The sequence below is a fragment of the Algoriphagus oliviformis genome (assembly GCF_017254915.1).
Taxonomy (GTDB): Bacteria; Bacteroidota; Bacteroidia; order Cytophagales; family Cyclobacteriaceae; genus Algoriphagus; species Algoriphagus oliviformis.
Genome location: NZ_JAFKCT010000001.1, coordinates 36,268 through 53,747, shown reverse-complemented (window position 1 = coordinate 53,747; position 17,480 = coordinate 36,268). Strand labels below are relative to the sequence as shown.

Below are 17,480 nucleotides of genomic sequence, written 5' to 3'. Positions count from 1 at the left end.
TATTGACAATCACCACACCTATTTAGACTCATGGAAGAAATACCTGTACAAGACCTATTCACAACCCACAACCTGTGGATGATGATCGCCACGACCATGGTGTTCGTCATGCACCTGGGGTTTGCGACGCTGGAAGCCGGACTTACCCGCTCCAAAAACACCGTCAACATCCTTTTCAAAAACACCATCATCCCGGCCATTGGCCTGCTGAGCTATGCCATCGTCGGATTCAACCTGATGTATCCAGGTGCTGACTTCGCCGGAAGCTTCTTCGGCTTTGCCGGCTTCGGACTCAGCCTCCCTGAGGGCTGGGATAGCAGCAACTACAACGCTGGCTACACTTACTTTACCGACTTTATCTTCCAGGCGATGTTTGCCGCCACGGCAGCGACCATCGTGTCCGGAGCAGTGGCAGAGCGCGTGAAGCTCGGGCCGTTCATCACCTTCTCCGTCCTCTACGTGGCGTTCATCTACCCCATCGTAGGCATGTGGAAATGGGGCGGTGGCTTCCTGAATACCTTGGAAACGCCTTTCTACGACTTTGCCGGATCTACCATCGTGCACTCCGTGGGCGGCTGGGGAGCTCTGGTAGGTGCTTACCTCCTCGGTCCAAGAATCGGCAAATACACCCCGCAGGGCATGAAAGCCATCCCGGGCCACAACCTTCCCATGGCCACCATCGGTGTGTTCTTGCTGTGGTTTGGATGGTTTGGGTTCAACGGCGGGTCGGTCCTGAGTGCAGATCCCGGATTGGTGTCCAAAGTATTTGTGACCACCTGTATCGCTGCGGCGGCAGGAGCACTGGGAGCGCTGTTGGTTTCCTACCTGAAATTCAAAACCTATGACATCACCATGGTGCTCAACGGTATCCTCGCCGGCTTGGTGGGCATCACCGCTGGTGCTGACCAGATGGGCATCTGGGACTCTGTGATCATCGGAGCTGTAGGCGGCGGACTTGTCGTCTTCGGTGTGGTCCTGTTTGACAAGATCAAAGTGGACGATCCTGTGGGCGCGATCTCCGTCCACCTTTTGGGCGGTATCTGGGGTACCTTGGCCGTCGGTCTCTTCGGAGACCTTGCAGGCATGGGCCAGGTGATCTCCCAGCTCATCGGCATCGTGGCGGTAGGGGTATTCTGCTTCGTGGCCGCATTTGTGATCTTCTTCACGCTGAAGAAGACTGTGGGTATCCGTGTCGATGAAAAAGAAGAAATCGAAGGCTTGGACATCAACGAGCACAGCATGCGGGCCTATCCGGATTTCGCGACAAGAGATTAACTGCCACTACCAACAATCAACCACCAACGCAAAGCCCCGAAGAATATTCGGGGCTTTATTTTTTTACCATCAGTAAAGAGGGCTAAAATAACGGTTGAGGATGGGGCGATGGCTGAAGCCAAAAGAATCGTAACACCAGTCCCTAAACTCCTCGAGCTCTGCCGGCAGCAGATAGCGAATCCCTTTTTTCAATTCCCGTTCAAACAAATGCTTGCTAAAGCTTACTTTCTGTAAAATGGTCTTCACGTATTCGAGCATGGCCATCAATATTTGGGGTTATTAACTGATTTTAAGCTAGGAAACGAAGGCTTTTCTTAAGTTGTTGCGTTATTTTTGAAACCCCTAAGTATAGAATAATCCCTACTTTCGCATCCATGACCAAAACGATGCTCCGTCTCGCTTTCGTATGCCTAAGCTTTCTTCTTGTGAATTTTGTCCATGCCCAAGATGTCAAAATCGACCTGGGTCCGGACGAAATAGGACTGAATGAGACGTTTACGATCAAGGTGACCCTGTCCAACGACAAGATCAAATCCTACGACCAGTTTCCGGAAATCCCCGGATTCCAGAAGCAGGGCATCTCCCAGTCCTCGTCCATGAACATCATCAATGGACAGATGAGCAGCTCCAACAGCATCATCCAATACTACAAGCCCAGCCGCAAGGGACAGTTTGCCTTGGGCAACTTCTCGGTGCTGATCAACGGTGAATCCTACAGCTCCCCCGGCAAATCCATCACCGTGGGGGACGCGTCGAGCAATCAGGGCTTTGGCGGCAACACCACCGACCCTTTTGCGGAATTTTTTGGCCGCACGGCGGAAGAGCCTGAGTATGTGGAGCTCGATGACGATGCCTTTTTCTCCGTATCGGTGGACAAAAAGGAGATTTTTGCCGGCGAGGGCTTCAATCTGAGCGTGGCCTTCTACATGTCCGAGCAAAACCAAGCGCCCTTCGACTTCTACGAGCCAGGCAGGCAGCTGGACGCCATTCTCAAAAAGCTCAAGCCAAACAACGCCTGGGAGGAAAACTTCAACATCACCAATATCCAGCCCGAGCTGGTCGTGATCAACAACAAGCGGTGGATGCGGTACAAAGTCTATGAGGCTTCCTTCTTCCCCTTTTCCGAAGGCACCATCGAGCTGCCGCGGGTGCCTTGGGAAATGATCAAATACAGGATTGCGAAAAATCCGACCTTCTTCGGAGCCAATCGCCAGGAGGACTTCAAGACCTTCTATTCCACTCCCCAAACGATCACCGTGAAGCCCCTTCCGGCACACCCGCTCAAAAACGAGGTGAGCGTGGGGGTATTCCAGCTGCGCGAAAACATCAGCAAGCTGGAAGTGGAGACTGGCCAGGGCTTTGAGTACAATTTTGGGATCAGCGGCGTGGGCAACATCAACTCCATCTCTCCGCCCAAGCGCCTCACGGGCACCAACCTCAACACCTTTGACCCGAACGTGCGCCAGCAGATCAACCAAGGCTATGGAAGGGTGTCCGGCATCAAGGAATACAACTACTACATCACCATCAACGAAGCCGGAGAGTACGACCTGGACGACCACTTCCAGTGGATCTACTTTGATCCCGTGCGGGCAGTCTACGACACCCTTCGGCCGGAGGCAAAAATCATCGTTTCGGGGGAGAGCAAAGTGAATCAGGCCATTTCCGGCCAAAGACTGGGAGGCATCTACGACCGAATCGGCTCGGAGAGCAACCAGTTTTTAAACGAGCAATATAAATACTATTTTACGACCGCAATCAACGTGCTCCTCCTGGGAGCAGTCGCCCTGCTGGCGGTCTTGATAATCAAGAAAAAATAATGGGAAATTCATTTGGCAAGCTTTTCAAGATCACCACGTTCGGTGAGTCACATGGAAAAGCCCTGGGAGCTATTGTGGAAGGGTGTCCAGCGGGTCTGGAACTGGACGAGGAGAAAATCCGGCTCGAAATGCAGCGAAGGAAGCCCGGCCAATCCAAGATCACTACCCAGCGCAAGGAAGAGGACGAAATCCAGATCCTCTCCGGGGTATTTGAGGGCAAGACTACCGGGACGCCCATCGGCATCGTGATCCAAAACTCCGACCAGAAGAGCAAGGACTACTCCCACATCGCGGACAAATTCCGCCCCTCCCATGCCGACTACACCTACTTCGAAAAGTACGGCATCCGAGACTACCGGGGTGGTGGACGATCCAGCGCTAGGGAGACGGCCGCCAGGGTAGCTGCCGGTGCGATCGCCAAGCAGTTTCTCCAGACCAAAAACATCCAGATCCAAGCCTTTGTCTCCCAAGTCGGTGAGTTGGGTCTGGAAAAAGACTATACTGAACTCAATCTGGATCTGGCCGAGGAAAACATCGTCCGATGCCCCGATCCGGAGATAGCCGACCGGATGATCGCGCTGATCGACCAGGTAAGGCTCGATCGTGACACCATCGGAGGCGTGGTCACCTGCGTGATCAGAAATACCCCTCCGGGACTCGGGGAGCCGGTCTTTGACAGGCTCCATGCCGAGCTGGGCAAGGCCATGCTGAGCATCAATGCCGTGAAGGGCTTCGAATACGGCAGCGGCTTCGAGGGGGTCAAGATGCGGGGCTCCGAGCACAACGACGCCTTTGTCAAAGAAGGAGAAGAAATCCATACCGTGACCAACCACTCCGGCGGCATCCAAGGCGGCATCAGTAACGGGGAAGACATTTATTTCCGCGTGGCTTTCAAGCCCGTGGCCACGATCATGCAAGACCAAGAGTCCCTCAACGAAGCTGGCGAGACCGTGACCGTGAGTGGAAAAGGGCGGCACGACCCCTGCGTGGTACCCCGTGCGGTACCGATTGTGGAGGCGATGGCGGCGTTGGTAATTTCCGACTTTCTGCTGATCGCCAAAACCAATAAACTTGCGGAAATATAAACTCACCCATCCCTTGAAAAAGAAGAAAAAGATACCCTTACATACCCAGATCATCATCGGTCTAGTCCTCGGACTTGTCTTCGGCCTGGTGGTGATCAAAACGGGCCTCCCCAATTCATTTACCCTAGACTATATCAAGCCTATCGGCACCATCTTTATCAATGGACTGAAGATGATCGCCGTACCGCTGGTATTGGCGTCGCTCATCGTGGGGGTATCCAACCTGGGAGATGTCTCCAAGCTCAGTAGGATCGGTGGCAAAACCATAGCGATTTACCTTTGTACTACAGTCATCGCAATCACGGTTGGGCTGGGACTGGTCAACGTCTTCACTCCTGGAAAAAGCCTTCCGGCAGACACCCGCGAAAACCTGATGCAGCTCTACCAGGGCGACGCGGGAAGCAAAGTGGGCCAGGCTACGGAAATCCAACAGCAAAGCCCACTACAACCCCTCGTGGACATTGTGCCGGAAAACATCTTTGCCGCCACCACCTCCAACGGAGCCATGCTTCAGGTCGTCTTTTTCGCTTTGCTGGTAGGCGTGGCGCTTTTGCAAATCCCGAAATCGAAGGCAGATCCCATCATCGCCTTTTTTGACGGGTTCAATGATGTCATCATCCAGATCGTCAACTACATCATGATGGTGGCTCCCTACGGCGTGTTTGCGCTGATGGCTTCGCTGATCGTGGAGATCGCCGGCAACAACCCGGACTCTGCGGTGCAGCTCCTCTTGGCCCTGCTCAAGTATAGCTTGGTCGTACTCGGCGGACTGGCGATGATGGTACTGTTGGTTTATCCGGGTATCCTGAGGCTTTTCACCAAGGTGCCTTACAAAGAGTTTTTCAAAGCCATTCGCCCAGCCCAGCTTCTGGCCTTTACCACTTCCTCCAGCTCTGCCACCCTGCCGGTGACCATGAAGCAGGTAGAGGAAGAGATCGGCGTATCTGAAAACATCTCCAGCTTTGTCCTCCCGCTCGGCGCGACGGTCAACATGGACGGTACCAGCCTCTATCAGGGTGTAGCGGCCGTGTTCATCGCCCAGGCTTTGGGCATGGATCTGAGCATCACCCAGCAGCTGATGATCGTCTTGACTGCTACGCTGGCCTCCATCGGCTCGGCGGGGGTGCCGGGAGCGGGACTGATCATGCTGATCATCGTATTGGAAGCCATCCAAGTCCCCGCGGCGGGCATTGCGCTGATCATCGCCCCGGACAGGATCTTGGACATGTTCCGTACGGTGGTGAACGTCACCGGTGACGTGGTGGTGACGACGGTCGTCGCCAGCACAGAGGGCGAGCTGCCCGAGGGACTCATCCGAAAAAGCAATCCCTTCACCGCCAACGAAAGCGTGCAGGAAGAATCCTAAAACATGATTATCCGCAATCTTACCAGTAAGCGAATTTGCTTCTTCACTCGAGCCTGTCTGCCCAGGCAGGTCGGAAGACCGATGACCGAAGACCGAAGTAGGGCAAAGCCCCAATTTTAGCGTTCTTTCGGAATGTCGCGGCTTCCTACTGGCATAAAAGCGGATAGTCATATCCTAAAAACACCGAAGCCCGGATCAAAAAGTCCGGGCTTCGTTTTTAATAGCTTTTCAGAAAACCGATCAGCCGGTCAAACTCGGCATCGGTGATCGCCGGGAAATTGGCGATGCGGAAGCTGGTAGGCTTTAGCGGGCCGTAGCCGCTTCCCAGCTGCATGCCTTCCTTTTCTGCTGCCTTTTTCACCGCTGCGATCAGCTCCTCAGAGCCAGCTACCGCCAGTACCGTCGTGCTTCGGGTCAGCTCATTGTCCACCAGCAAGCGAAACTTGTCAGACTGTGCCACGGCCGTCTCCAGCTTGAGCATTCGCGCTCTGAGGCGCTCGTCCACATGCTGGATTTCCTCCAGATCACGCAGCACGCGATTCAGCAGATAGATCCCGAAAACGTTTGGCGTGTAGTGGGTCTGGTAGCCCGCCGCGTTTTCGAGCATGAAGTTGAGGCTGTTGTAGCGCCCTCGTTCTCCTTTTTGCTCGGCCTTGGCTATGGCTTGCGGAGACACCACCAAGATCCCCAAGCCTGCCGGGAGGCCAAAGCATTTTTGCACCGAAGCGTACCATATGTCCGCTAGGGAAAAGTCGAGCTCAATGCCTCCCATCGAGGAGGTGGTGTCGACAGCGATCATTTTTTCAGGGTATTTCTCGCCGATTTCGGCGATCACGCCCATCGGCACTTGCGTGGCGTTAGCCGTTTCGTTTTGGGTAATGGCGATCAGGTCAAAATCTTCGCCGATCTCCAATCCCGCCACATCGAGGGCTTGGTTGGCTTCCAGCTTCAATGCTCCGGTCGCAGGCACGATGTGTTTGGCGTATTCCAGCCACTTTTTTCCGAAGGAACCGGAATAGATATGAAAACTCGCCTTCTCCACGATGGACTGGGTGATGATCTCCCAGTTTTCGGTCGCCGAGGAGGTAAAGAGCAGCTTGTAGTCCTCGGGCATGTGGAGTTTTTCGCGCATCAGCTTTTCGGTCTCCTGATAGAGGTTCATGAAGACCGAGCTGCGGTGGTTGGCGCTGAGGATTCCCTGTTGGTAAGCATCCTGCATGTATTGGGGCAGCGCGTCATAGACTTTGGACGGGCCCGGAGCGAAAGTGATCATAGTGCTGGCGTGTTGAGAAAGTAGGTAATGCCGAGTTCGTAGCCCTTCAGGCCCAGGCCGGAGATCATGCCGACGCAGGACTTGGAGATGATGCTCTTGTGGCGAAACTCTTCGCGCTTGTAGATATTGGAGATGTGGACCTCCAGCGTCGGAGTCGTCACGCCCGCGATGGCATCGGAGATCGCCACGGAGGTGTGGGTGTAGCCGCCCGCGTTGAGCAAAATCGCATCAAAGGAAAAGCCCACTTCGTGGATTTTGTTGATCAGTTCTCCTTCCACGTTGCTTTGGAAGTAGTGGAGTTCTACCTGGGGAAAGCGCTTTTTCAGTTGTTCGAAATAGTCTTCGAAAGACTCGCTCCCGTAGATTTCGGGTTCGCGTTTTCCCAGTAGGTTCAGGTTTGGGCCGTTGATAATTTGGATTTGCAAGACAGAATAGGTTTAAAGCTTTGGCCAAAGTTAAGTAGTCCCCCGAAGCTTGCAACGCCCAGAGCACGCTACTTTTCTACTTCCATTCTTTTATTCGGAAAAGATAGGCCAGAGTAAATTCCAGATTGGTGGAGTTCATGTCGTAGATTCTGTCTTGGCCCTCGGGGTTGGTGAAGTCGTATGCAAACCGGACCTCGCCGGAGATCGTGCTTTTCCCAAACAGCTTCGAAATCCCCGCTCCGGCGGTCAAGCCGTACATCAGCTTGTTTGGGGAGTCGCCGGCGCCGCCATACGTGGGCAGCTCAGGGGGCGTAGCCCCGGAATATTCCCGGCTGATGTCCTCGGCCTTGAGCAGATAGCCCAGATGGGGCCCAAACTTGATCTGAAACCTTCCCGATCTTCCTGCGAAAAAACTTGCCAAGAAGGGCGCTTTCAAGTAAGTCAGCTCCGTGTGGTTCAGCTTTTCGTCGGCATTGAACTGCCGGAATCCAAGCGTCAGCTGCTGGAGATTGAGCTCGACCCCCGCATTTTTCGAGCTGAAATACTCCACCACAAAAGCAAAAGTAGGCGCTCCGATCCCGTCCACCGAAGTGCTGCGGGTAGAGGAGGTGCCTTGGTAGCTGTAGGAGGAGGTGGCGTATCCTCCCCTGATCCCCACACTGAGCTGCGCAAAAGCCCCGAGGGGCATGGCGAGCAGCAGCAGGGCAAAGAGAATTTTATTCATGTCCAAAAGTAAGGGAATTCGGCCACTCCGGGCTAGTCCCGGTTGAGGATAAGCGTCCCGCTGATGATTTCTCCATTCACACCCAAGCCCTTCACTTCGACGACCACGGGGCCCCCGGAGTCGTTGGAGTAGAAGGTAAGTGTAGCCTCCCCCTTCTCATCCGTCACCAAGAACGGATTCCAGTAGAGCGTTTGGCGGTCGTCTTTTTCGATCTTGTCGGTGAGCTGCCCGTAGTCCAAGACTACAAAGTTGCCCTGAGGCTGATAGCCCTGCACGACAAACTCCGTCACCCCCGGCATGCCGGACATGTCCTCCGCCTGCAGCTCATCCTTGAGATAGACGGCGATGATTCCATTCCGGCCCTGGTCTCCGAGCATGGGCGCCATTCGGGTCACGATCTCCACGCGGTCGATGTCGTAGGGGTTGATGCCGCGCAGGTTGTTTGCCGCATTGGATCCGCCAGTAGCACCCATGATCGCGCCGTTGAGCATCACGATTGGCTCCATGGAAGAGCCTCCCGACACTGCCCCCGCACGGATGCGGATCTGTTGCTGCCCCGTGGCGCCGACCTGGGTCACGCGCATGCTGGGCACGTGGCCCGAGAGGCTGTTGACCAAGTCCGAGTTCACCCCGGTCTTGGCGAGGTCTTCGCCCTTCACCACAAAGTCCGGTGCGCCGTAGATGGCTGGCTTTTCTTGGGGACGGGTGTTTGCGGGGCGATCAGCGGGTAGCTCGGGCTCGGATGCCGGCGTCCTGACCGGCGTGGCGAGGATGGTTACTTTTGGGAAAAAAGCATCGGCGGGCAGGGAGATCGGGGCCTTCAGGGCTTGCTCTATCGTCACGTTGAGCGGTTTTCCTTTTTTGTCCAAAGCAGAAAAAGCCAGCTGCATAGGTCCATAAAATTCCATGTCCTCCAGGACAAAAGCCCCGTCACTTCCCGATTCCAAATCGATCATTCCCTGAAAGTCATTGACAAAGGCTGTCACTGCGACGGCGGCTCCCTTGCCTTTTTCATCGGTCACCTTGCCCATCAGGCTCAGGCTGTGCTCTATGCCGTAGGAGAAACGCTCCAAACCCAGCTCCTCCGGTACGCGCTGCAGATCGAGGGCGTCCTCCATTTTCACTGTTCGTTTCATCGGTACGAGCTGCCGAGCATCCCAAGCCCCTACGGAAAGGGTAGCCGGGACGGCACGTCCATCTTTGTCGCTGGCTTTTATCGTCAAGGTCACCTTTTCCCTAAGGCCAAAGCTAGTCTTGTCGGCGCGAAGCACCGGACTGGTGCCTGGCCAGTTGGTTTCGGCTTCTTCGGGAGCGATACGTTTGTACGGATCGAGGATGGTCAGTGCTTGGAGGAAATATTGGTTGGGGCCGTAGTTGCGCATCCAGTTGGTGTAGGCACGGAGGAAGTACTTTTCACCCGCCATGGAGTCGGGCAAATAAAAATCACCTACTACTATTCCATCCCGAATCGGGAATTTCTTTTCAATCACCAAATCCCTTTCTTGGCTGATGATTTCCAAATGCAGTACACGGCTGAGCTCGTCCCTCAGGTAGGGATTGCCATAGGCGAAATATCCCTTGAAAAAAACCTGGTCGCCGGCGTAGTAGTAAGGCTTGTCGGTGTGGAGGTAGACTTTCTCCTGGTAGTTTTTGGCGGTCTTGGCGAGATCCTGGAGCATGATGGCCTTTTGGGCGTCATAGTCCAAAGGCAAGAGATTGGAGATCCGCTTGCGGTCCATGTCGCCGGAGAAGACCAGATCCTGGGGATTCATCACCGTCCCGTTTTCACGAACGCGCACTTTTCCCCCGCTTACTTCCAGCCAAGAGATGGGGTAGGGGGCGTCTTTGTAGGTATTGGCTTGGGAGTAGCCCTTTTGGTAGTGGATTTCGATGCGGCCCTTGAGATTGATGATGGACTCTCCCGCGGTATTGGCGGGGGAAATGAGCGGATCGGCCTTGTAGGGCACGACCGACTTGCCCAGCTCGTTGGCAAAGATGTCCGAGCGCATGTTCATGCTGGCTGAGCCTCCCGCCTTGTCCCCATAGAGGTAAAAGCCCTCCCGCTCCTGCGTGCCCTGTAGCATCGCACGAAACATGTTCATGGGCGACTTGCGGTACACATCCGCTCGGTTTTTCTCCCAAGCGGACTTTTGGGCGTCCGTGCCCGCCTCCATCTCCTCAAACCTCGCCGCTCCCGCGATGCGATAGCTGGTGGGGGAGTCGAAAAAGTCCCTGAGGTTAAACGTGATCTTGTAGCCCAGGTAGCGGTTTTCGATCTCTATGGGCTGATCGGCTTTGGCGGTAAAAGCGCCCTTCTCCTCCGCCGCGGGAAAGTCTATCACCCACGGGTTCATGATCTGGGTTTGGGCGGCGGCTTCGTCTATGCCTAGGAAGAGGTTTTGAAACTTGCGCAGGTCGCGCTCCCAGTTTTTGTCCCGGGAAGCCTTGATCTCCACGTCGCTGAGCTCTTGGGCAAAGGGCTTCAGCGCAAGGTGGAGCGTCATCGTTCCTCCGGGGTTTAGCGTGGTCTTTTTGGTTTCTGCGATGTAGCCGGTGAAGGAAAAGCCGATTTCCAAGGCCCCTGGTTCCAGTCCTTCGAGGGTATAGTTTCCCTCCATATCCGTGGTGGTGGAGATGGTGGTATTGTTGAGGAAAACGCTGCAAAAAGGGAGGGGCTCGCCGGTTTCTGCGTCTTTGACCGTACCGGTGAGCCGCCCGGTTTGCGCAAAAAGCTGCAGGACTAAGCCCAAACAAAGGCAGAGGCTAAGGAGGACTTTTTTCATCTTGTAAAGGCTGGGGAAAGTGATTTCCAAGTATATGAAAAAAGCTCCGATGCGGAGCTTTTAGTTCTGTTTTTTAACATTCGAAGTACCTACTCGTCCTTGCTCAGGTCGTCACGGTCCTTCAGCTTTTTGTCCTCGACGTTTTTGTTGAGAAACTCGTTGATCTTGTCAATCGAGAAACTGGAGGAGATCTCCCCAAAGGAATTGATCTCCATCTTGAATCCCTTCAGCTCCTCGTGGACCTTGGGATCGGTATCTTTTTTCTTTTTCTTGGTCATCTTTATGCTACGACTGTCAATCTGCTTAACGCAAATCGGATTCTTTTGGCCACTTCTTCCTTGCCCAAGATAGCAAAAACCTCCATCAAATCCGGGCCTCCACCCATCCCGGTCACCGCCAAGCGGACGGCCTGCATCACCTTGCCGAGCTTGATGCCCTCGGTTTCGGCGGTGCTTTCCAGCAGGGATTTGGCGCTGACTGCGTCAAAAGTCCCTTCGAACGTGTCCAGTGCCGTAGCGTAGGCTCCGAGCAACTTCACCGCGTCGGCATTCCATTTCTTTGCCGCCACGCCCTCGTCAAACTTCTCCGGCGCCGAGACCATAAACTTGCTCTCCTTCCACAGATCCGCGGGGAAAGTCACCCGTCCTTTCACCAGATCCACGATAGCCGCGGCTTTGTCGGCGGGCACTTCCAGTCCCTCGGCTTTCGCGTCAGCGAGCAAGAAACCGGTCAATTCGGAAGTCGGCTTGGAGCGAAGGTATTGCTCGTTGTACCACTTGGCCTTGGCGATGTCAAACTTGGTCCCGGACTTGCCAATGCGCTCTACGGAGAACGCTTCCACCAAATCTTCCAAGGTGAAAAGCTCCCGGTCGTCACCGGGATTCCAGCCCAGAAACGCGAGGAAATTGATAAAGGCATCGGCCAAATACCCTTGCTCGCGGAATCCGGAGGCTTTTTCCCCAGAGAAAGGATCTGTCCAGTTCAATGGAAAAACCGGGAAGCCCAGCTTATCGCCATCACGCTTGGAAAGCTTGCCGTTGCCATCCGGCTTCAGCAAAAGTGGCAAATGCGCAAACTGTGGCATGGTGCTCTCCCATCCAAAATACTTGTAAAGCAGCACGTGAAGCGGTGCGGATGGCAGCCATTCCTCCCCTCGGATCACGTGGGTGATGCCCATGAGGTGGTCATCCACGATGTTGGCCAGATGGTAGGTCGGCATGCCGTCGGACTTCATGAGTACTTTGTCGTCGAGCGTACCGGTATTTACCATCACCCAGCCACGGATCATGTCGTTGAGGCGAACCTCCTCGTTTCTCGGGATCTTCACGCGGATCACATAGGGATCGCCCGACTCCAGCCTCGCCTTCACCTCCTCGGCGGAGAGCGTCAGGGAGTTTTTCATCTGGGTGCGGGTGATGCTGTTGTATTGTGGCGACACCACGCGGGCAGCGGTCAGGCGCTCGCGCATGGCCTCCAGCTCTTCGGAAGTATCAAATGCGTAGTAGGCGTGGCCTTTTTCCACCAAATCGAGCGCATACTGCATGTACATGGGCTTGCGCTCGGACTGGCGATAGGGGCCGCAGTCACCGGGATTCCAGGGGCTCTCCTCGGGGGCGATGCCCAGCCATTCCAGGGATTCCTTGATATATTCCTCCGCGCCGGGTACGAAGCGGGTCTGGTCGGTGTCCTCGATGCGGAGGAGGAACTTGCCTCCCATCTTTTTTGCAAAAAGATAATTGTAAAGGGCGGTGCGGACGCCGCCTATATGCAGGGCTCCTGTGGGTGAGGGGGCAAATCGTACTCTAACTTCTCTGCTCATGGGTTGTCTTATGTGCTAGCAGCCCTCCAACGGGCTGGGTTTGGATCAAATCAGGCAGCAAAGTTAGGGAATTGTCGGGGAAAGGGGGAAGGCAAATGTACTTCCTTCAGCTATCGGCTTCCTCATCCTTTCTCTTCTGCCCCTCGATTTTCGCTTTTTCCCACTCCAAGATCCAGCCCTTCCCCAGCGCGTGCTTGGCGGCTTCCAGGGTGTCTTTGACCAATACCAGCTCCACGCCTTTTTCCAAATACTCCCGAGCCAATAGGGAAAGGTCCGCCCCGGACACATCCCGGATATAAACCGCCAAGATCCTGCCGGGAAACTTCCCGATGATCTCGTGATAGATAGTCGGATCCTCCTGTCCACTGTCCCCGATCAGGACAAATCGTAGCTCCGCAAACACCTCCAAAATATGCTCGATCTGTTTCAGCTTGTGCTCTCGGTGCGGACCGGCAATCCACTGATCCCGGGACAAGCCCAAGTCACGGAGCATCAGCGGTCCTTTGGGAATGTGGTGGATATCAAGAAACTCCATCAGGAAATCGTAGAGGTTCCAAGGGCTGCTTGACACGTAAAAAATGGGATTGCTCAGGATGCGGTCATCGCCTCGGCGCAGCGCGTCGTAAAACTCCGACACCCCGGCAAAGGGCACGCGCGTATGGGCATTTTGCCCAAACGTCACCTTTAGCATCTCCCAAAGCCGCATCGCCCCGGTAGTCAAGATGGTGTCGTCGATATCTGAAATAATGCCGAAGTCCGCGTCCTCGGCAGGGATATACACCTCGCCCAAGGCCACCACTTCCGTCTGTCGCCCCAGCAGGTCGTGCAGCAGACGCAGGCGGACGGGATGCCAGCCCACCGGCAAGGGGCCATTTTCCAGAACCATTTTGATCTCAAAATAGCCTTCCTCATCCGTGGTGGTTTGGATGGTCTTTCCCTGAAACTCCGCCTCCAAACCCACTCCGGGGAAGACGATGGAGAAAAAGCGCCGCCTCATCTTCCCGAAATTCCTCCAAAAACTATCCTCCGGTGCCGCAGCCTGGATATTGCGGTCCGCCAGCACCCGACCCGCCAGATAGATCTCCCTTCCATTACCATAGCCTGCGTAGGGCTGGATCAGGACTTTTTTCACAAAGCCCAGCTTCACCAGCAGCCAGAGCTTGAGCTTGGACACCTGCTGCTTGAGGTAGTACAGGGCGGGAAGGATGCGGGATTTTCGGGGTGCTTTATCCGACAATTTTAATCATGATTACAACTTTCCTGATTTTAAGCAAAAGTTATAAATACAATTACAACTTTTTGATCTCTTTTGAGCTGGATTAAAAAGGCAATTTCCCCAAGTCCACGTTGCCGCCCGAGAGGATGATGCCGACTCTTTTGCCTGCAAAACGCTCCTTGTTGGCCATAAGTGCCGCCAAGGGAACCGCCCCGGAAGGCTCTACGACCAGCTTCATCCGCTCGTAGAGCAGGCGCATGGCTTCGACGATTTGGGGGTCGGTGGCCAATAGAATCGCTTCTACGTGCTGTTGGATCACTGCGAAAGGCAACTTGCCCACCGACGTCAATAACCCGTCGGCGATGGTTTGGGTCTTTTCGTTGGGAAGGATCGCCCCTGCCTGCATGGAACGAAATGCATCGTCTGCGCCGCTGGGTTCGCCGGCTATGACTTGGATAGACGGATTCAGGTAGTGAACCGTCAGGGCCGTTCCAGCCAAAAGTCCGCCTCCACCAACCGGTGCCATGACGATATCAAGGTTGGGCTGCTCCTCCAGCAGCTCCAGCGCACAAGTGGCCTGCCCCTCGATCACATCCAAGTAGTCAAAAGGCGGGATAAAGGTCGCTCCGGTTTTCTCGACCACATCCTCCAGCGTGGATTCCCGCGCCTTCAAGGTCGGCTCGCACTCGACGATTTCTCCTCCATAGCCGCTTACCGCCTTCTTTTTGATCTCCGGAGCATTGGATGGCATTACGATGTAGGCGGGAATTCCCGCTACGCTAGCCGCCCGGGCGAGGGCGGCGGCATGGTTGCCAGAGGAGTGGGTTGCCACGCCTTTGGCTTTTTGTTCGGGAGAAAGCTTCAGCACGGCATTGGCAGCACCCCGCGCTTTGAAAGCCCCCACTTTTTGGAAGTTTTCGCACTTGAAAAACAGCTCGCAACCGGCGATTTCATTGATCGCTGATGAGGTCAAAACGGGTGTGCGATGGACAAAGGGTTGGATGCGGGCATGCGCCGCGCGGATATCGGAGAGGGTCGGGAAAGTCATGGCTTAAAGATAGGTTTTCGGCCATTGTCTAAAAAGCTATTCAGCAACAGCTGTCTCCCACGGATTTGCACAGATACGATCACAGATAAACGCAGATCAAAAATCGGATGAAAATCTGGGGAGATCCGTGTCTTTTTCCGTGAAGATCTGTGGGGAAATTGTTGTCAACCTTTCCATCGAAATGATTTCTCGTCAATCGCTCGCATCGTGCACAATACTCCATTGAGATGATCGTATTCATGCTGGATCAATTCTGAAATGGCTCCTTCTACTTTCCAAGACTGTGGCTCCCAATTTTCATCTAGGTATTCCAAGGTAAGACTTTGGTGGCGCTGCACCCGAACGAGCAGATTGGGAAAACTCATGCAGTCATCCCAGAGCTCGAACTGATCCTTACTGAGATCCTTGAGTTCGGGATTGAGGACGATGTAGGGTCGATCCAAATTCAGGTAGAACATCCGCTTCATGATCCCCAATTGCGGCGCTGCTATCGCACGGCCGAATCCATAGACTCTTCGAATATCCTCCATGGCTTCATGGAGTTGCTGCACCCAAACAGGAACCAGTTGTAAATCAGATTCGACCACAGGTTCACAAATTTCATAAAGTCTGGCGTCTCCCAGCTTGAGGATGTCATGGATGGTTTTCATGGTCGGAAGTTATTATTTCCGCTAAAGAATAAAAGGCAACACGTTTAAAGGCTGGCTTTTCCCTACTTTTGCGGCATGAATTACCTATCGGTTGAGAACCTCAGCAAGGCTTTCGGGGAACGGAAGCTGTTTTCCAATATCTCTTTTGGCATTTCCCAAGGGCAAAAAATCGCCCTGGTCGGCATCAACGGTGCCGGCAAGTCCACCCTCATGAAGATCATCATGGGTCTGGAGATCCCCGACACCGGCCAAGTCGCGCTTAACCAATCGGTGAAAATCGCCTACGTGCACCAAAATCCGGTCTTCGAAGCCAACCTGAGCATCTACCAGACCATCTTTGACCAGAGTAATTCTGAAGTGCTTCGAGTGATCGAGGACTACCACAAGGCCATGCTGGATGCGGAGCGCGGCATCGACAACTCGGACAAGATGTCCAAGCTGTTCGAGAAAATGGACGCTTTGCAGGCTTGGGATTTTGAATACCAAGTGAAGGAGGTTTTGGGAAAACTCGGCCTCCACGACACCGAGCTGGCTGTGGGCAATCTCTCCGGAGGTCAGCGCAAGCGCGTTGCTTTGGCGAAAGCCATCCTAGAAAAGCCGGATTTGTTGCTACTTGATGAACCGACCAACCATCTCGACCTGGAGACTATCGAATGGCTGGAGGACTATCTGGCGAAAGCCAACCTATCCATCTTCATGGTGACGCACGACCGCTATTTTCTCGAAAAAGTCACCAACGAAATCCTCGAACTTGACCAGGGAAAGATCCACCGCTACCAAGGCAACTACGGCTACTTTCTCGACAAAAAGGCCGAGCGAATACAGATCGAGGACATCGAGATCGAAAAAGCCAAAAGCCTCTACAAAAAGGAACTGGACTGGATCAGACGCCAGCCCAAAGCCCGCGGCACCAAAGCCAAGTATCGCGTGGATGCCTTCGAGGAAACCAAAGAAAAGGCCTTCACCAAGCGCGAGGAGCGGGATATCGAACTGACCGTTTCTACCCAGCGATTGGGAAACAAGATTCTGGAAATCGACAAGATCAGCAAGTCCTTTGACGAGAAGACCTTAGTCAAAGATTTTTCCTACATCTTCAAAAAGAAAGACCGCATCGGGATCGTCGGGCCAAACGGAGCCGGAAAGACGACTTTCCTCAAGATGATCACCGGTCTGCTGGACCCAGATGCCGGAAAAGTCACCGTGGGACAGACGACCGCTTTTGGCTACTACCGCCAGGAGGAAGACCGATTTGACGAGGAAAAGCGCCTGATCGACGTGGTGAAGGAAGTCGCTGAAGTCGTCGTGCTGGACAAAGGTCAGACGATCACGGTCAGCCAGTTTTTGACGCAATTTGGCTTTCCGCCCAAGCAGCAATTCACACCCATCGGCAAGATGAGCGGAGGTGAGCGCCGCAGGCTCCAGCTCCTGATGGTCTTGATCAAGAACCCGAACTTCCTGATCCTCGACGAACCGACCAACGACCTGGATCTGATGACGCTGAATATCCTCGAGGAGTTTCTCGACACTTTTCCCGGCTGCCTGATCATCGTGTCCCACGACCGCTACTTCATGGACAGGCTGGTGGAGCACCTCTTTGTATTCGAAGGAGAAGGAGTGATCCGTGATTTCCCGGGTAACTATACGGACTTCCGGGAGTGGGAAAAGGACAACAGTAGCAAGTATCAAGAAGCTAGTATCAAGACTGCTGAACCGAAAGCGGAGCCAAAGGCCGAGAAGCCGGAAGCAGCCGCGAAAGTGAAGGCCAGCTACAAGCAAAAGCAGGAATTCAAGAAAACCAACGAAACCATCGCCAAGCTGGAAGCGGAAAAGGAAGAGCTGAACGGGAAGATCATCGCAGGTACTTCCGACATGGATCAGCTGATGACCTGGTCTAGCCGACTTCAAGCCATAGACGGGGAGCTGGAAGAACTGGAACTTGCCTGGCTGGAGCTCAGCGAACTGGACGGGATAGCCGATTAGGCCTCATGCTTGCTGC

Annotated in this window: 15 protein-coding genes; 5 read left to right on the top strand and 10 right to left on the bottom strand. The window is 54.3% G+C overall.

Going from position 1 to position 17,480, the window contains the following annotated elements:
* Window positions 1-30 precede the first annotated feature (30 nt).
* Window positions 31-1,275, top strand: coding sequence for an ammonium transporter (locus J0A68_RS00240; protein WP_236021309.1), 1,245 nt, complete (start codon window positions 31-33; stop codon window positions 1,273-1,275).
* Between the two features lie 69 nt (window positions 1,276-1,344).
* Here J0A68_RS00240 and J0A68_RS00235 read toward each other — a convergent pair whose 3' ends face one another.
* On the bottom strand, window positions 1,345-1,533 hold the full coding sequence (locus tag J0A68_RS00235) for a hypothetical protein (protein WP_206577200.1): 189 nt from the start codon (window positions 1,531-1,533) through the stop codon (window positions 1,345-1,347).
* Window positions 1,534-1,649: 116 nt separating this feature from the next.
* Between J0A68_RS00235 and J0A68_RS00230 the strand changes: the two genes are divergently transcribed.
* Genes J0A68_RS00230 through J0A68_RS00220 form a run of 3 tightly spaced genes read left to right on the top strand, consistent with a single transcriptional unit; the run spans window position 1,650 to window position 5,546 of the window.
* Window positions 1,650-3,095: a BatD family protein gene (locus tag J0A68_RS00230; protein ID WP_206576171.1), complete on the top strand. Its 1,446-nt coding sequence runs from the start codon at window positions 1,650-1,652 to the stop codon at window positions 3,093-3,095.
* Window positions 3,095-4,180, top strand: a complete 1,086-nt coding sequence (gene aroC / locus J0A68_RS00225; protein ID WP_206576170.1) for a chorismate synthase — start codon at window positions 3,095-3,097, stop codon at window positions 4,178-4,180. Before J0A68_RS00230 ends, aroC begins: the two co-directional genes overlap by 1 nt.
* Window positions 4,181-4,193: 13 nt before the next feature.
* Window positions 4,194-5,546, top strand: coding sequence for a dicarboxylate/amino acid:cation symporter (locus J0A68_RS00220; protein ID WP_206576169.1), 1,353 nt, complete (start codon window positions 4,194-4,196; stop codon window positions 5,544-5,546).
* Between the two features lie 217 nt (window positions 5,547-5,763).
* On the opposite strand, the gene J0A68_RS00215 is transcribed toward J0A68_RS00220, so the two are convergent.
* From J0A68_RS00215 to J0A68_RS00175, 9 genes are all read right to left on the bottom strand, one after another.
* Window positions 5,764-6,819, bottom strand: a complete 1,056-nt coding sequence (locus J0A68_RS00215; protein ID WP_206576168.1) for an aminotransferase class V-fold PLP-dependent enzyme — start codon at window positions 6,817-6,819, stop codon at window positions 5,764-5,766.
* Window positions 6,816-7,244, bottom strand: coding sequence for a type II 3-dehydroquinate dehydratase (aroQ, locus tag J0A68_RS00210; protein ID WP_206576167.1), 429 nt, complete (start codon window positions 7,242-7,244; stop codon window positions 6,816-6,818). Before aroQ ends, J0A68_RS00215 begins: the two co-directional genes overlap by 4 nt.
* Before the next feature lie 76 nt (window positions 7,245-7,320).
* A complete protein-coding gene (locus J0A68_RS00205) occupies window positions 7,321-7,968 on the bottom strand; it encodes an outer membrane beta-barrel protein (protein ID WP_206576166.1) in 648 nt (215 codons plus the stop codon).
* Between the two features lie 32 nt (window positions 7,969-8,000).
* Window positions 8,001-10,751, bottom strand: coding sequence for a TonB-dependent receptor (locus tag J0A68_RS00200; RefSeq protein ID WP_206576165.1), 2,751 nt, complete (start codon window positions 10,749-10,751; stop codon window positions 8,001-8,003).
* Between the two features lie 89 nt (window positions 10,752-10,840).
* A complete protein-coding gene (locus tag J0A68_RS00195; protein ID WP_206576164.1) occupies window positions 10,841-11,029 on the bottom strand; it encodes a hypothetical protein in 189 nt (62 codons plus the stop codon).
* Window positions 11,030-11,031: 2 nt separating this feature from the next.
* Entirely contained in the window at window positions 11,032-12,570 is a 1,539-nt protein-coding gene (gene gltX, locus J0A68_RS00190) for a glutamate--tRNA ligase (RefSeq protein ID WP_206576163.1), read from the bottom strand.
* Window positions 12,571-12,676: 106 nt separating this feature from the next.
* Entirely contained in the window at window positions 12,677-13,807 is a 1,131-nt protein-coding gene (locus J0A68_RS00185; RefSeq protein ID WP_236021308.1) for an App1 family protein phosphatidate phosphatase, read from the bottom strand.
* A gap of 82 nt (window positions 13,808-13,889) precedes the next feature.
* Window positions 13,890-14,834: a pyridoxal-phosphate dependent enzyme gene (locus J0A68_RS00180; RefSeq protein ID WP_206576162.1), complete on the bottom strand. Its 945-nt coding sequence runs from the start codon at window positions 14,832-14,834 to the stop codon at window positions 13,890-13,892.
* A gap of 164 nt (window positions 14,835-14,998) precedes the next feature.
* Complete coding sequence (locus J0A68_RS00175) at window positions 14,999-15,484, bottom strand: peptide deformylase (protein ID WP_206576161.1); 486 nt, start codon at window positions 15,482-15,484, stop codon at window positions 14,999-15,001.
* Between the two features lie 75 nt (window positions 15,485-15,559).
* Between J0A68_RS00175 and J0A68_RS00170 the strand changes: the two genes are divergently transcribed.
* The gene (locus tag J0A68_RS00170) at window positions 15,560-17,464 is read left to right on the top strand and encodes an ABC-F family ATP-binding cassette domain-containing protein (RefSeq protein WP_206576160.1); all 1,905 of its coding nucleotides are present in this window, start codon (window positions 15,560-15,562) and stop codon (window positions 17,462-17,464) included.
* Window positions 17,465-17,480: the final 16 nt, after the last annotated feature.

Excerpts from the sequence above, each read along its gene's own strand:
- J0A68_RS00240 (WP_236021309.1), top strand. The coding sequence starts at position 31 with ATGGAAGAAATACCTGTACAAGACCTATTCACAACCCACAACCTGTGG.
- J0A68_RS00235 (WP_206577200.1), bottom strand. The coding sequence starts at position 1,533 with ATGCTCGAATACGTGAAGACCATTTTACAGAAAGTAAGCTTTAGCAAG.
- J0A68_RS00230 (WP_206576171.1), top strand. The coding sequence starts at position 1,650 with ATGACCAAAACGATGCTCCGTCTCGCTTTCGTATGCCTAAGCTTTCTT.
- aroC (WP_206576170.1), top strand. The coding sequence starts at position 3,095 with ATGGGAAATTCATTTGGCAAGCTTTTCAAGATCACCACGTTCGGTGAG.
- J0A68_RS00215 (WP_206576168.1), bottom strand. The coding sequence starts at position 6,819 with ATGATCACTTTCGCTCCGGGCCCGTCCAAAGTCTATGACGCGCTGCCC.
- J0A68_RS00205 (WP_206576166.1), bottom strand. The coding sequence starts at position 7,968 with ATGAATAAAATTCTCTTTGCCCTGCTGCTGCTCGCCATGCCCCTCGGG.
- J0A68_RS00200 (WP_206576165.1), bottom strand. The coding sequence starts at position 10,751 with ATGAAAAAAGTCCTCCTTAGCCTCTGCCTTTGTTTGGGCTTAGTCCTG.
- J0A68_RS00195 (WP_206576164.1), bottom strand. The coding sequence starts at position 11,029 with ATGACCAAGAAAAAGAAAAAAGATACCGATCCCAAGGTCCACGAGGAG.
- gltX (WP_206576163.1), bottom strand. The coding sequence starts at position 12,570 with ATGAGCAGAGAAGTTAGAGTACGATTTGCCCCCTCACCCACAGGAGCC.
- J0A68_RS00180 (WP_206576162.1), bottom strand. The coding sequence starts at position 14,834 with ATGACTTTCCCGACCCTCTCCGATATCCGCGCGGCGCATGCCCGCATC.
- J0A68_RS00175 (WP_206576161.1), bottom strand. The coding sequence starts at position 15,484 with ATGAAAACCATCCATGACATCCTCAAGCTGGGAGACGCCAGACTTTAT.
- J0A68_RS00170 (WP_206576160.1), top strand. The coding sequence starts at position 15,560 with ATGAATTACCTATCGGTTGAGAACCTCAGCAAGGCTTTCGGGGAACGG.